The organism is Pseudomonas alvandae (assembly GCF_019141525.1).
GTDB classification, from domain to species: Bacteria; Pseudomonadota; Gammaproteobacteria; order Pseudomonadales; family Pseudomonadaceae; genus Aquipseudomonas; species Aquipseudomonas alvandae.
Map to the genome: position 1 here is coordinate 259044 of NZ_CP077080.1, position 14306 is coordinate 273349.

Annotated in this window: 13 protein-coding genes; 11 read left to right on the forward strand and 2 right to left on the reverse strand. The window is 60.8% G+C overall.

Features of this window, described 5'->3' with window-relative positions; all coding sequences use genetic code 11:
• Positions 1-93 precede the first annotated feature (93 nt).
• The 5 genes from KSS97_RS01160 (at position 94) to KSS97_RS01180 (ending at position 6208) form a co-directional block, all read left to right on the forward strand.
• Positions 94-738 (forward strand): thiol:disulfide interchange protein DsbA/DsbL, encoded by a 645-nt coding sequence (locus KSS97_RS01160; protein ID WP_217860749.1) that lies wholly within the window; start codon positions 94-96, stop codon positions 736-738.
• A gap of 14 nt (positions 739-752) precedes the next feature.
• Positions 753-1631, forward strand: a complete 879-nt coding sequence (locus KSS97_RS01165) for an endonuclease/exonuclease/phosphatase family protein (protein ID WP_030138988.1) — start codon at positions 753-755, stop codon at positions 1629-1631.
• Entirely contained in the window at positions 1628-3637 is a 2010-nt protein-coding gene (locus KSS97_RS01170) for a diguanylate cyclase (protein ID WP_217860751.1), read from the forward strand. Before KSS97_RS01165 ends, KSS97_RS01170 begins: the two co-directional genes overlap by 4 nt.
• Positions 3638-3739: 102 nt before the next feature.
• Positions 3740-4519 (forward strand): N-acetylmuramoyl-L-alanine amidase, encoded by a 780-nt coding sequence (locus KSS97_RS01175; protein ID WP_030138986.1) that lies wholly within the window; start codon positions 3740-3742, stop codon positions 4517-4519.
• Positions 4520-4594: 75 nt separating this feature from the next.
• The gene (locus KSS97_RS01180) at positions 4595-6208 is read left to right on the forward strand and encodes an EAL domain-containing protein (protein ID WP_030138985.1); all 1614 of its coding nucleotides are present in this window, start codon (positions 4595-4597) and stop codon (positions 6206-6208) included.
• Between the two features lie 7 nt (positions 6209-6215).
• Here KSS97_RS01180 and KSS97_RS01185 read toward each other — a convergent pair whose 3' ends face one another.
• Positions 6216-8006: a KinB sensor domain-containing domain gene (locus KSS97_RS01185; protein ID WP_030138984.1), complete on the reverse strand. Its 1791-nt coding sequence runs from the start codon at positions 8004-8006 to the stop codon at positions 6216-6218.
• Positions 8007-8016: 10 nt separating this feature from the next.
• Positions 8017-9363, reverse strand: a complete 1347-nt coding sequence (gene algB / locus KSS97_RS01190; RefSeq protein ID WP_030138983.1) for a sigma-54-dependent response regulator transcription factor AlgB — start codon at positions 9361-9363, stop codon at positions 8017-8019.
• A 436-nt stretch (positions 9364-9799) separates the two neighbouring features.
• On the opposite strand from algB, the gene KSS97_RS01195 reads away from it, so the two are divergent.
• The 6 genes from KSS97_RS01195 to KSS97_RS01220 all read left to right on the forward strand — a co-directional run bounded on the left by KSS97_RS01195 (position 9800) and on the right by KSS97_RS01220 (position 14306).
• Entirely contained in the window at positions 9800-10087 is a 288-nt protein-coding gene (locus tag KSS97_RS01195; protein WP_217860753.1) for a hypothetical protein, read from the forward strand.
• Between the two features lie 81 nt (positions 10088-10168).
• Positions 10169-10333, forward strand: coding sequence for a DUF1328 domain-containing protein (locus KSS97_RS01200; protein WP_003177151.1), 165 nt, complete (start codon positions 10169-10171; stop codon positions 10331-10333).
• Positions 10334-10335: 2 nt separating this feature from the next.
• Entirely contained in the window at positions 10336-10800 is a 465-nt protein-coding gene (locus KSS97_RS01205) for an inhibitor of vertebrate lysozyme family protein (RefSeq protein WP_198796119.1), read from the forward strand.
• Positions 10801-11008: 208 nt separating this feature from the next.
• Positions 11009-11224: a hypothetical protein gene (locus KSS97_RS01210; RefSeq protein WP_030138980.1), complete on the forward strand. Its 216-nt coding sequence runs from the start codon at positions 11009-11011 to the stop codon at positions 11222-11224.
• 271 nt (positions 11225-11495) lie between these two features.
• Positions 11496-12827 carry a glutamate/aspartate:proton symporter GltP gene (gene gltP / locus KSS97_RS01215; protein ID WP_030138979.1) on the forward strand — a complete coding sequence of 444 codons (1332 nt, stop codon included), beginning with the start codon at positions 11496-11498 and terminating at the stop codon, positions 12825-12827.
• A 249-nt stretch (positions 12828-13076) separates the two neighbouring features.
• A complete protein-coding gene (locus KSS97_RS01220) occupies positions 13077-14306 on the forward strand; it encodes a nucleoside recognition domain-containing protein (protein ID WP_030138978.1) in 1230 nt (409 codons plus the stop codon).

Genomic DNA, 14306 nt, shown 5'->3' on the forward strand with positions numbered 1-14306 from the left:
TGGCCGCTGCCGTTACACTAGCGAACTTGAACCCGCCACGGTCTGTCTTAGAAACAGGTCTCGCGAGGCCACCTCATTGTCCAGGAGTAAAGCATGCGTAATCTGATCATCAGCGCCGCGCTCGTCGCTGCCAGCCTGTTCGGCATGGCCGCCCAAGCCAACGCCGAGGAATCGAAGGCCCCTTACGTCGAGTTGACCAACCCCGTTCCGGTGGCTGTGCCTGGCAAGATCGAAGTGGTGGAACTGTTCTGGTACGGTTGCCCGCATTGCTATGCGTTCGAGCCAGTCATCAACCCATGGGTTGAAAAACTGCCTTCGGACGTGAACTTCGTGCGCATTCCGGCCATGTTCGGCGGCCCATGGGACGCCCACGGCCAGATGTTCCTGACCCTCGAAGCCATGGGCGTCGAGCACCAGGTTCACGCAGCGGTGTTCAATGCGATCCAGAAAGAAGGCAAGAAGCTGACCAAGAAAGAAGACATGGCCGAGTTCCTCGCGACCCAGGGCGTCGACAAGGACAAGTTCCTGGCCACGTTTGACTCCTTTGCTATCCAGGGGCAGATCAAAAAGGCTCGTGAGCTGGCGAAGAAATACGAAATCACTGGCGTACCGACCATGATCGTCAACGGCAAATACCGCTTTGACATCGGCTCCGCTGGCGGCGCGAACGAAGCACTGCAACTGGCCGACAAGCTGATCGCCAAAGAGCGGGCGGCGACCAAGGCCGCTGCCAACTAAGCGTAGCGCCTGCCATGGCCCGCTGGAGCACCGAACGCGTTGTTGGCCTGCATGAAGCACGGGTCAACGAGCATCATGTCGCGTCCACGGGCCTGCCTGCCGACAGTCGTTTGCGGCTGCTCAGTTTCAATATCCAGGTCGGTATCAGCACCGAACGTTACCGGCATTACCTGACCCGGGGTTGGCAACATGTGCTGCCCCATACGGGACGCGCCGGCAATCTGCAGAAGATCGGCGACCTGTTGAAGGATTTCGATCTGGTGGCCTTGCAGGAAGCCGACGGCGGAAGCCTGAGGTCCGGCTACGTCAACCAGGTCGAGCACCTTGCCCAACTGGGCGCGTTTCCCTATTGGTACCAGCAACTCAATCGCAACCTCGGACGTCTCGGCCAGCACAGCAATGGTGTGTTGAGCCGCTTGCGACCGTGGGCGATCGAAGACCATCCGCTGCCGGGCCCCAAGGGCCGCGGCGCGATCCTCGCGCGTTTCGGCGAAGGTCCGGAGGCGCTGATCGTGGTCATGATGCACCTGGCGCTCGGGGCGCGTACTCGCACGATGCAACTGGCGTACATTCGCGAGCTGATTGGCGGCTACAAGCATCAGGTGCTGATGGGCGACATGAACACCCATGCCACCGACCTGTTGCAGACCTCCCCCCTGCGCGACCTTGGTCTGCTGGCTCCGCAACTTGAAGCGACATTCCCCAGCTGGCGTCCTCAACGCTGCCTGGACCATATCCTGCTGAGCCCGACCCTGACCCTCGAACGGGTCGAGGTGCTGGCCCAGCCCATTTCCGATCACCTGCCCGTCGCGGTCGAAATACGTTTGCCGGGTTCGCTCACGGCTGATGCATTCCCCGCGCTGAGTCCTGCCCCTCGCGGATCCGATGAATGAGCGACGACGCCGAACGCTGGAGAGAAAAATACCTCAAGAGCATCGAACAACAGGAAAAGCTCGAGCGCCGCTGGGACGCTCGGCTCGACTTGTTGCGTCGTGGCCTGGTGCGCAGCACCCTCGCCGCCGAGGGTACCGATCGGGCCGTGGACCAGTGCATGAAGGAAATGCGCGAAGTGGTGCGTACCGACAACATGGACGCCGCCCTCGCCGCCTTGCTTCCACGCCTGGAGAAAGCCGTACTTGATTCCGAACAGCGTCGCGAGACCCGCGCGGAACAGGTGAGCGCGGCGCTGACGGCCCTGGTCGCCCAGTTGCAGAGCCTGCCGCTGCCGAAGGAAGTCAGCCGGCCCCTGAAGAAATTCTCCAAGCAACTGGAGGCCCGGGCCGACCAGGCGCGGGAAATCCCGCTGTTGCTCAGTGAACTGAGCCAATTGCAAGGGCAGGCGATCAGGGCACTGGACACGCCGGAGGAGCCGAGCCGTCCCGGCCTGCTTCAACGACTGTTTGGCGGCCACGATCACTCGGAAGCGACACCCGCGCCCGCCCTGACGGCTGAAGCCGAAGCGGCCCCGCTGCCCTCCCAACCCCAAGCCATTGATACTGCAGCCGCGGCACCGGCGCCGCCGCTATCCAAAGCGGAACAAGTCCACGCACCGGACATGACGCCCGAGCCGGTGGCATCCATTGAAACAGTGGACGAGCCTGGTCCAGCACCAGCACCAGCACCAGCACCAGCACCCGTCGTGTCGCCTGCCCAGCCGAGCATCGAGTCGGCGCCGACCCCCGATGAACCCACCGAGCCGGCCCCCGCTGCCCAGAATCCCGACGAGCTGACGCCAGAGGAACCGCCCCAGCCCATCTTCGAGGCTACAGCGGTTCCGGAAGAACCTGCCGAGCTTCCCGCGGCGATCGATCCGGATGAGTCTCCCTATAATCTGCCTGATTCCCCGGAGCCGTCCTACAGCTCGGTCGCTCGCCACATCGAAGACACCTTGCTGGGGTTGCTGGGCGACCTGACATTGCCGGAGCGGCATCGTCCTCAAGCCGAGGCCATGCGGGAACGGCTGAAAAACGGCTTGAACTGGTACGAGTTGCTGCCGGTTCTCGACGACCTGGCTGTGCTCATGCTGGCGATCACCGACAGCGGCCAGCACGAATTCGAAGCTTATCTTCAGCGGCTGAACGATCGGCTGGAGTCGTTTCAAAACACCCTGCGGGCGGCCAGCGAAGACCATGCCGACCATTCATCGGCCTCCAGGGAGATGGACACCCAGATCCGCGAGCAGGTCGATGGCTTGCAAAACAGCGTGCAGCAGGCCGATGACCTGGAGAGCCTCAAGCACGTGCTGGAAAACCACCTTGAAGGTTTGCTCGGCACGATGGATCAGCACCAGAAACAACGGGATTTGCGCGAGCAGGAAGTGTCGGCTCGCCTGAAAAGCCTGGCCGAGCGCGTTGCATTGATGGAGCAGGACGCCCTGATCGTTCGGGAGAACCTGGAAGAGCAGCGGCAAAAGGCATTGGTCGATCCGCTGACGGGCTTGCCCAACCGCGCCGCCTGGAGCGAACGTCTCGAACGGGAAGTCGAGCAATGGCAGCGGCATGGCAACAGCTTGCTGATTGCCATGCTCGATCTGGATCATTTCAAGCGGATCAATGACAACTATGGCCACCTGGCCGGCGACCGCGTGCTGAAGCTCATCGCCTCGGTGCTGCGCAAGCGTATACGCGGTGGCGATTTCATTGCCCGCTTCGGCGGCGAGGAATTCGTCCTGCTGGTCCCCGATACGCCCCTGGCCGCTGGTGCAAAACTGGCCGAGGCGTTGCGCGCGGCCATCGAAGCCTGTCCGTTTCACTTCAAAGGCGAACCGGTCACGGTCACGGTGTCCATGGGCATGACGGCATTCAAACCGGGAGAACATAGCGATCTGGTGCTTAAAAGAGCCGATCAGGCGCTATATCGGGCTAAAAATGCAGGACGTAATCGCGTGGAGCTAGGCTGAGGCTTCAATTGTTCCAAATTATTTAATGTCGCGGTCCAATCGGATCATTGCTGGGCGATACGTTACACTGTTGCATTATTTTTCTGCATACACCCTATCGCCATGAAATTTGCCCCGCTTCTTGCTTCGTTGCTTCTCCTGGCCGGTTGCGCGAGCGGTCCCCGACTCGACACCAGCCATCCCTCGGTCAACCACGACAGTCGAATCCAGTTCGTTGTCGTGCATTACACCTCGGCGTCCCTGGAACGCTCCCTGTCCCTGCTGACCCATGGCGAAGTCAGTGCCCATTACTTGATCGGCGATGACAAGAACGCAACCATCTACAAGCTGGTGGACGAAAGCCGACGTGCCTGGCATGCCGGCGAAAGTGAATGGCAAGGCCGGACCTGGCTCAACTCCAGCTCGATCGGTATCGAAATCGTCAACCCGGGCTATATCGATACGCCCACCGGACGTCTCTGGTATCCCTACAGCGAAGCTCAAGTCCAATCCCTGATCGTCCTGCTCAAGGACATCACCCGGCGTAACGCGATCAATCCGGTGAACATCATCGGTCACAGCGATATCGCGCCCATGCGCAAACTGGACCCCGGGCCGTTGTTTCCCTGGAAACGCCTGGCCGAGGCCGGCTTGGGGGTTTGGCCAGACGAACGGGCAGTCGCTCGCCAGCAGGCCGCCTATGTGGATCAGCTTCCCAGCGCCAGTTGGTTCCAGGCCGAGCTGGCGCGCCTTGGCTACCCCACGCCGCGCACCGGCGAATGGGACGTCACCACTCATCAGGTCCTGGCCGCGTTCCAGATGCGCTATCGACCGGCCCGGTTCGATGGCGCGCCAGACGCCCAAAGTGCGGCGATCCTGACGGTCCTCAACCAGACAAAATAATGACGCCCGTCCGACTGCGCGGGCCAATTCCAAAACAGAAGCTATAACTCATTGGTAACTTTCGGATTACCAACGATGACGGCTGCCCGAGAAACCCTGCAAAGCTGGCTCCATCGCCCTGTTTTCCTGGCGATGGTCGCGGCTGCCCTGAGTACCGTGCTGTTGCTGGCGGGGAGCCTGTTCGTGGTGATGCAACAGATCCAGCAGCGCGAAAGCGACCAGATGAATGCCCAGGGCGAGCGTTTCCTGCAGCGCCTGGAACAGCTTTTCGGCCAACTGCGCGAAAGCCTCGATGATCTTCAGGCCCAACCTCTGCGCGGCTGTGATGACGACATGATCGCGACGCTGCAACAGGTGAGCTTCAATTACCGTTTTGTCTATGAAGCCGCTTACATCGATAGTCACGGCGTATGTTCCAATCGCCCGCGCCAGAGCGGCTTATCGTTGGCCCGCCCACCCGACTTGCGAGGCCCGGCCTACAGTTACTGGCTCAACACCACCACGGAGCCCGACGAAAATCGTGCCGCCCTGATGTTGGGGCGCGGCAATTTCCGGGTCGCTACGTCTCGCGGTCACCTGACCGATGTCGTCGATCTGCCCCCAGGCAGCAGCCTCCTTGTGGTCCTGGACGAGGGCGAGCGGGCCATTCCAGTCCTCGGCACCGAGCAACGCTGGCCGCCGGCGGAGCCGTGGCCGCCAAAAAGCCGGGACGCCTTGCAAGTGACCCAGACCCGGCTGATCTATCGGATGCCGACCGACAACCCGGAATATCAACTGGTGCTGATTGCGCCGCGCAACGGCCTTCGCATTCCCGCCAACGCCTGGTGGATGCTGCCGATCAGCTTGATGCTGGGCCTTGGCATCGGCTTCCAAGTGTTTTTGCTGGCGCGTCAGCGCCAATCCATGGACGCGGAGCTGCACGGGGCCATCCGGCGCGGCGAGCTACAGGTGCTCTATCAGCCGATTTTCGATCTGCGCAGCCGCAACTGTGTCGGCGCCGAAGCGTTGCTGCGTTGGCGACGACCAGACGGTACGCTGACCAGCCCGGACCTGTTCATTCCCATGGCGGAGAACACCGGGCAGATTCGCCAGATTACCGACTTCGTCCTGCAGCGGCTGTTCGACCAGTTGGGCCAGTTGTTGCGCGCCAACCCACACCTGTACATCTCGGTGAACCTCGCGGCCTGCGATGTGATGGTCCCGCGCATTGGGGAAGTGATTACCCGCCTGCTGGCGCGGCATCGAGTGTCGGCGCGCCAGATTGCGTTCGAAGTTACCGAGCGTGGGTTGGTTGATGTGCTGGTGGCCCGGGATAACCTGCAATCGCTGCGCGACCTGGGGCATCAGGTCCTGATCGACGATTTTGGCACCGGTTATTGCAGCCTGGCTTACCTGCAGACGCTGCCGGTGGATTGCCTGAAGATCGACAAGGCCTTCATCGACGCCTTGGGCCATGATGCAGCCAGCAGTGGCGTGGCGCCGCACATTATCCGCATGGCTCATGCGTTACAGCTAAAGGTGATTGCCGAAGGCATCGAACATGAGGCCCAGGCGTCATACCTGAGCAGCGAAGGCGTTAAGTTCGGTCAGGGTTGGCTGTTCGCCCACGCGCTCAGTGCGGTGCAGCTCATAGAGTTGATCACCCGCGGTCGGCGCTTGCTCGGACGACGCCTGGACGACGAAGCTTGAGGCGGTTTCAGACCGTCAGGGCCATATAAAACTGGGTGCCCTGCCCTGGCCTGGAATACACGCCCATGCGTCCACCATGCAGCTGGACGATCTCCTTGCACAGCGCCAGGCCGAGCCCCGCGCCGCCCTTTTTGCGTCCGACCTGGACGAAGGGTTCGAAGATCCGGCCCTGCTGGCCGTAGGCGATACCCTCGCCGTTGTCTTCAACGCTGATAATCACCCGTTCGCCGTGGCGTCGGGCCTGCAAACGGATCTGGCCGTCATCGTTGGTATGACGCATCGCATTGTCGATCAAGTTGTCCAAGACCCGGTCCAACTGCGCGGCGTCGGCATGCAGGCGCGGCAACGGTCCCTGGATCTCCACCAACAGCTCGACGCCCTTCGCTTCGGCCTGCTCGGCAAACCGCAGCCGGGCCGCGTCCAGCATTTGCTCGATGGAGCAAGGCGCCAGGGTGAGTTTCTGCAAGCCGTTCTGATAGCGGGAAAAGTTGAGCAGGTCGTTGATGAGCTGCATCAGCCGCTGCATTTCTTCATTGACCGTATTGAGCAGGTCCGCCTCGCGAGAGTCCTCGGGGAAATGCACGCGCTCCTGCAGCAGCCCGAATGCCATGTGCATGCCGGTCACGGGGGTGCGCAGCTCATGAGACGCCCGCAATACGAATTCGCTGCGTACCCGCTCGAAGGCGCGCTGTTCGGTGACGTCATGCAATACCATCACTGCCCCGAGAATCTGGCCCTGGGTATGGATGACCGGCGTCAGGCTGTACGTCAGCACGCGGGATTCGCCATCTACCTCAATGCTCAGGTCGTCTGGCGCGCGCTCTTGGGAACCACCGCGCAGGACCACTTGCAGCTCGTCATCCAGCTCGATACGTCCAAGCGCCTCGCCCAATCCTTGGCCCAGGCGTTCCTGGTCCCAGCCGAGTTGCCGTTGGGCCACCGGATTGAGGTGCTCCAGCCGGCCCTGGCGGTCGATCATCAGCAGGCCGTCATCAATGCTGTCGAGCACCGCTTGCAGGCGTTGCTGGCCGGCGAGCAGTTCATCGACATTGGTGGCCTGATGTTCGCGCAACGCCTGGGCCATGATGCCGAAACGCCGCGTCAGCAGGTTCAGTTCCGCCGCTGAGGAGATGGGCAGCGTCACCTCGAACTTGCCCTGCCCGATATCGTCCGCCGCGGCCGCCAGGGCCTCGATCGGCGCGCCGAAACGCCTGGCTATGCCGTGGGCGGTCACGAACCCGATGATCAATACCGCCAGGCCCACCAGGCCCAGCAAGCTGGAAATCAGGAGAGCCCGTTCGCGGGCGCGGTCCTGTGTATCGCTGATTTTGTTCAGTGCGTGTCGATAGCCATCGATCAAGCCGCCGCGCAGCACGTTGAACTTCTCTGTGAGGTCCTGATTGCTGCTCAGTGGCGTCGATTGTTGGAGAGACGCGTCGAAAGCCTGGATAAAACTGATGTAATCGGCTTTGGCGTGGCTGAAGCGGGCGGCTGAATCGTCCTGTTCTCGCTCATGGGCAATGCCCTCGTCCAACAACTCGAAATATTGGCGCTTGGATTCTTCCAGCGCCGCCAGATCGGGTTTTTCATCGAGCATGATCATCAACTGATCGCCCAGCGTCTGGCGCAACTTGAGACCCAGGTCGAGCAGGATAAAGTTGTCGCGCACGGACTTTTCCTGGGTATTGGCCATCTGCATGACGCTGACGAGGCCCAGCAAAAGCCCCAGCAGCGCCACGGTAATCAGTGCCGAGATACTGAGGAACAGCCGTGTGCGCAGCTTCATCGCCAGTTTCATAAGGTGGCGCTCACAGGTTGTATTGCTTGCGTTTGCGGTACAGCGTAGACGCATCGATGCCTAGGGTCTTTGCCGCTTGGTCGAGGGTATCGGCGGTGGCCAACACCGCGCCTATGTGGGCCTTCTCCAGTTCGTCGAGACTCAGCGCGGCGCCGATTCGCGGGGCGTTGTTGACCGGTTGCTCGGCCATGCCCAAGTGGCTGATTTCGACTTTTTCCTGCGGACAAATGATGCTGGCCCGCTCGACCACGTTGCGCAGTTCGCGAATGTTGCCCGGCCAGCGATAACCCAGCAGTGCCTCGCGCGCTTCGTCGCTGAAGCCCCGGGCTGGGCGGGCGTATTCCTTGACGAAGCGCGCCAGGAAGCGATCAGCGAGGGTCAGGATGTCCTCGGCCCGCTCGCGCAATGGCGGCAGGTGCAAGGTAATGACGTTCAGGCGATACAGCAGGTCTTCGCGGAAACGTCCATCGCGCACCATGTCTTCGAGATTGAGATTGGTCGCTGCGAGGATCCGTACGTCGGCGCGACGGGTGACTGGGTCGCCTACCCGCTCGTATTCCTTGTCTTGAATAAAACGCAGCAACTTAGGTTGTAACGCGAGGGGAAAATCGCCGATTTCGTCAAGAAACAACGTCCCGCCATCGGCTTGGTTGACCCGCCCCAGTGTGCTCTCGCTGGCCCCGGTGAATGCGCCACGGCTGTGGCCGAACAACTCGCTCTCCATCAACTCGGTGGTCAACGACGGGCAGTTGATGGTGACGCAGGATTTCTTCGCGCGCTTGCTCCAGCCATGGATGGCCCGCGCCAGCTCACCCTTACCGGTGCCGGATTCCCCCAGGATAAGAATGTTGGCATCGGTGCTGGCGACCTGGCGGGCAGTTTCAAGCACGACTTTCATGGCCGGACTGTGGGAGTCGAGGCCGTCCTTCGGCTTGCGGATCTCCCCTTCCAGAGCCTCGAGCCTGGCGGATAACTGACGTACCTCCAATTGCTTGGCCGTCGCCAGGCGCAGTTGATCCGGGCTGCAAGGCTTGACCAGATAGTCGGCGGCCCCGGCCTGGATCGCATCGACAGCGGTGTCCACGGCGGAATGGGCGGTGACGATCACGACCCGCATCCACGGCGCCTGGATCCGCATCTGCGCCAGTACATCGAGACCATTGTCCTCGCCCAGTCGCAGGTCGAGAAAGCACAGGTCGAACACCTGGCGTTGCAGCAGCGCTTCGGCCTGGGCGGCGCTGTTGGCGGTGGCGACGGAATAGCCTTCGTCTTCAAGGCAATAACGGAAGGTACGCAGGATGGCGGACTCATCGTCCACCAGCAGAATGCGGCCTTGATGCTCAGTGGCGGATTCCATTTTTCCTACGCTCCTTAATGAATGATGATGATTAGTGTCAGAAAAATCGGGCAAGTTGCATGGTTCATTCTGGTCGAATATTACTCACCGAACAGGCTTCTGTGGACCTCTGGCGTCTAAAAGCCTGATTTTCATCTTTTTTTTCGCCCCGCCTGTAGCCTTCGGTTCGGTTCGCTCATTCCGACAGCCGTTTCCCACCTTCAATTCAAAAAAAGAATCTTGCGCTTCGCTTTCTCCGATTCGTGCATTACGCACGACTCCGCTCGGGCCCATCGTGCAGGATGCGCCCCGCATGCTTTGGCTTCACATGGTAACTATTTGATTTTGAACGGTTTTTAGCTGGTTATAATTCTGGCATGCGGACTGCAATATCCAGATCAACATGGCGTTAAAGCGCCTCAACCAGATCACCGCAAGGGTGGGGAGGAATTCCAGGATGAATCGTCAACGTGCCGCCCAATTTCGCATCACTGCCCTGTCCATCCAACAAGGGCTGTGGGCTGTCGTCGCACTGCTGATCACGCTTGTGGCGGGCCAACAACTGATGTTGTGGCATGAAAGCCAACAGCCGGAAGCGCCGCTGGTGTCGATTCAACGAGCTCCCCAAACGCATTTCAGTGCGGTCAGCAGCGTCGCCGAGGCGTCCGCCTCGATGCGAATGATGGAGGTCGACCAAACGCAGCCCCTTACCGACATGCCTCGTGAGGAGCGCTGGGTGTTCTAAACCCGATGGACCGGTCGTCCGTCGAGCCGGAACCAACACCGCTACACCCCAACTAAGTAGAAAAGCGTAAGGAGAATCATCATGTTGAGCTGGGCAATTACCTTCCTGATCATTGCCATCATCGCCGCGGTATTGGGCTTCGGTGGTATCGCAGGCACCGCCACGGGCATCGCCAAGATTCTCTTTGTCGTGTTCCTGGTGATGTTCATCGCTTCGTTCTTTTTTGGTCGTCGCGGCCGAGGCTGACCATGAACGCGTCGTTAAAAGGACTGGCCGCCGCCCTGCTGTTGGGCGGCAGTGCCATGGCATTGGCTGCCAATGACGGACAGATGCGGGTCAATCAACTGCTTGAGGCCGACCCGCAGTACCGCCAGACCTGGCAGCAAGTGGTCAAAAAGGAAGAGCGTCTGCCCGAATGGGTGATGAACCTGACGGGCGATGCCGAACAGATGAATGCCGTCGAAGAGGATGGCGACAAGTATCTGGTAGGACCGCTGTGCGAAACCCAGGCAACTTGCCGGAGCAAACGCCTGTTCGTGGCGTTCAGTTTCGACAAAGACGAGGCCTATGCCTTGTTGGTCGAAGTGCCCGCGGGGCTGCCGGCAGACAAGTCGCCAACCCGTCATGCGGACTATCGCTTCCTCGGTAATCCCGACGAAGGTATGCAAGAACTGTTAATGGAACAGCTGAAAAAAGATCCGAATTGGTACTGAGACTTGAGAACGGGAAAGGCAGCCCTGCTTTTCTCTCTGCGAGGCCCGAGGAGGGCCGAAGCATGACCAGGGGGCTGGGACGCTCTGACCAAAAAGGGTCGGAGTGACCTACGGGCACAAGGGGTGCCTGCGAAAGGGCCGGGTCAGGTAAAAGCTGCGACGCAAGTTCGCGAAGTCTCGATGGCTTGGCGAACTTGCGGAGAGCTTGATGCTCACGTTAGAGCGGCTGGCTGTCTTTCCTGACAGAACCCGCCAGGCGCTGCGGCATATTGTCCTGATGGACGAATGTCACTGTTCCAACGCTGACCGTATATCGGAGAATGCGCCCGCCATTTCTCTTCCCGAGTGGACTCCAACGCTCGATCCTTTCATCGACGCTCCAGCAATCAGAGCAACGCACGGCCACGCTGAAATGGCCGGCTGACGGCGTTTATGCCTGCTGAAGTGGCGCTTTCGAACCGATTGGGGCGCACGTTTCACCTGGGAAATCTCATGCCGATTCGGCATGGGGTAGGCGGTTACGGCATTAGACGATCCCCCCTCGCGTGGCAATAGTTGCGCCTTTTTTCGCCTGCCAGTGAGCCGTCGTGGGCGCTCGGGTGACGTTATACGGGGGCAGCAGCACGACTTCGCATCGCCATCCTGGCCGTCCGTTGACGCTGCTGCCCGAGTCCAACTGAAGTAAGGGTAATGATATGAAGAAGGCAAGACTAAGCCTCGCCTGGCAGATCCTCATCGGTCTGGTGCTCGGGATTGCAATCGGTGCGCTGCTCAACCACTTCAGTGCCGAGAAGGCCTGGTGGATCAGCAACGTGCTGCAACCGGCTGGCGATATCTTTATCCGTCTGATCAAGATGATCGTGATCCCTATCGTGATCTCTTCGCTGATCGTCGGCATCGCCGGGGTCGGCGACGCCAAGAAACTCGGGCGGATCGGCTTCAAGACCATCATCTACTTTGAAATCGTCACGACCATCGCCATCGTCGTCGGCCTGTTGCTCGCGAACTTCTTCCAGCCGGGCAATGGCATCGACATGAGTACGCTGGGTACGGTGGATATTTCCAAGTACCAGGCCACGGCCGCCGAGGTCCAGCATGAGCATGCGTTCGTGCAGACGATCCTCAACCTGATCCCGTCGAACATCTTCGCCGCCGTCGCTCGCGGCGAGATGTTGCCGATCATTTTCTTCTCCGTCCTGTTCGGTCTCGGCTTGTCCAGCCTGCAATCTGACCTGCGTGATCCGCTGGTCAAGATGTTCCAGGGCGTGTCGGAGAGCATGTTCAAGGTCACCCACATGATCATGAGCTACGCGCCGATCGGTGTGTTCGCCCTGATCGCGGTGACCGTCGCCAACTTCGGTTTCGCTTCCCTGCTGCCGCTGGCGAAACTGGTCATCCTGGTTTACTTCGCCATCGCCTTCTTCGCCTTTGTGGTGCTGGGCCTGATCGCTCGCCTGTTCGGCTTCTCGGTGATCAAGCTGATGCGCATCTTCAAGGACGAGCTGGTGCTGGCCTACTCCACCGCCAGTTCCGAAACCGTGTTGCCACGGGTGATCGAGAAGATGGAAGCCTACGGTGCGCCGAAAGCCATTTGCAGCTTCGTGGTGCCCACCGGTTATTCGTTCAACCTCGACGGTTCGACCCTGTACCAGAGCATCGCGGCGATCTTCATTGCCCAGCTGTATGGCATCGACTTGTCCATCGGTCAGCAACTGATGCTGGTATTGACCTTGATGGTCACGTCCAAGGGCATTGCGGGTGTGCCGGGCGTATCGTTCGTAGTGCTGCTGGCCACCTTGGGCAGCGTTGGCATTCCGCTGGAAGGCCTGGCGTTCATTGCCGGTGTCGACCGCATCATGGACATGGCCCGTACGGCGCTGAACGTGATCGGCAACGCCCTGGCCGTGCTGGTCATTTCCCGCTGGGAAGGCATGTACGACGATGCCAAGGGCCAGCGCTACTGGAATTCCCTGCCGCACTGGCGCAGCAAGGAGCCGCTGCCGGCGGGAGAAACTTCCAGCCGCTGATTCCTGAAGGGCGTTCGGGTCAGCAAAAAAGTACCTGAACACCCGGTCATTGTGGGAGCGAGCTTGCTCGCGATTGCGTCGCATCCGTCACCATTGTTGTTGACTGACACGCAGCCATCGCGAGCAAGCTCGCTCCCACAGGGCTCCATTGATCATCTATGCAGTGCCAACCAAACCCCGGGGAAATCCGGGGTTTGTCGTTTCTGCCAGCCCCGCTATCATTCGCGGCATCTTCCGGGGGATTAACCGATGCTCAATGGCCTGTGGCTTGGCTTCTTTATCGTGGCAGCCGTGTCGGCGCTGGCGCAGTGGTTGATCGGCGGCAACGCCGGGATCTTCGCCGCCATGGTGGAAAGCATCTTTGCCATGGCCAAGCTGTCGGTCGAAGTCATGGTCCTGCTGTTCGGTACCTTGACCCTGTGGCTGGGATTCCTGCGCATCGCTGAAAAAGCCGGCATCGTCGACTGGCTGGCCAAGGCCCTCGGCCCGCTGTTCCTGCGCTTGATGCCGGAAGTGCCTGCCGGCCACCCGGCGATCGGCCTGATCACCCTGAACTTCGCGGCCAACGGCCTTGGGCTGGACAACGCCGCCACGCCCATTGGCCTCAAGGCCATGCGCGCCCTGCAAGACCTCAATCCCAGCCCGACCATCGCCAGCAACGCGCAGATCCTGTTCCTGGTGCTGAACGCGTCGTCGTTGACCCTGCTGCCGGTCACGATCTTCATGTATCGCGCCCAGCAAGGCGCGCCGGACCCGACCCTGGTGTTCCTGCCGATCCTGCTCGCCACCAGCGCTTCGACCTTGATGGGGCTGCTGTCCGTGGCGTTCGTGCAACGTCTGCGCCTGTGGGATCCGGTGGTGCTGGCCTATCTGATTCCGGGGGCGCTGGCGCTGGGCGGCTTCATGGCGCTGTTGGCGACGCTCTCGGCCACTGCGCTGGCGGGGCTGTCGTCGATCCTGGGCAACCTGACGCTGTTCGGCTTGATCATCCTCTTCCTGGTGGTGGGCACGCTGCGCAAGGTCAAGGTGTACGAAACGTTCGTCGAAGGCGCGAAGGAAGGCTTCGACGTTGCCAAGAGCCTGTTGCCCTACCTGGTGGCGATGCTTTGTGCGGTGGGGGTGTTGCGGGCCTCGGGAGCGCTGGATTTCGGCCTCGACGGGATTCGCCACCTGGTGCAATGGGCTGGCCTGGACACGCGCTTTGTCGACGCGCTGCCGACGGCCATGGTCAAGCCGTTCTCCGGCAGCGCCGCCCGGGCGATGCTGATCGAAACCATGAAGACGTCCGGGGTGGACAGCTTCCCGTCCCTGGTGGCCGCGACCATCCAGGGCAGCACCGAAACCACCTTCTACGTACTGGCGGTCTATTTTGGCGCCGTGGGGATCCAGCGCGCGCGCCATGCGGTGGGTTGCGCGCTGCTGGCTGAATTGGCCGGGGTGGTGGCGGCTATCGGGGTTTGCTACTGGTTCTTTGGCTGA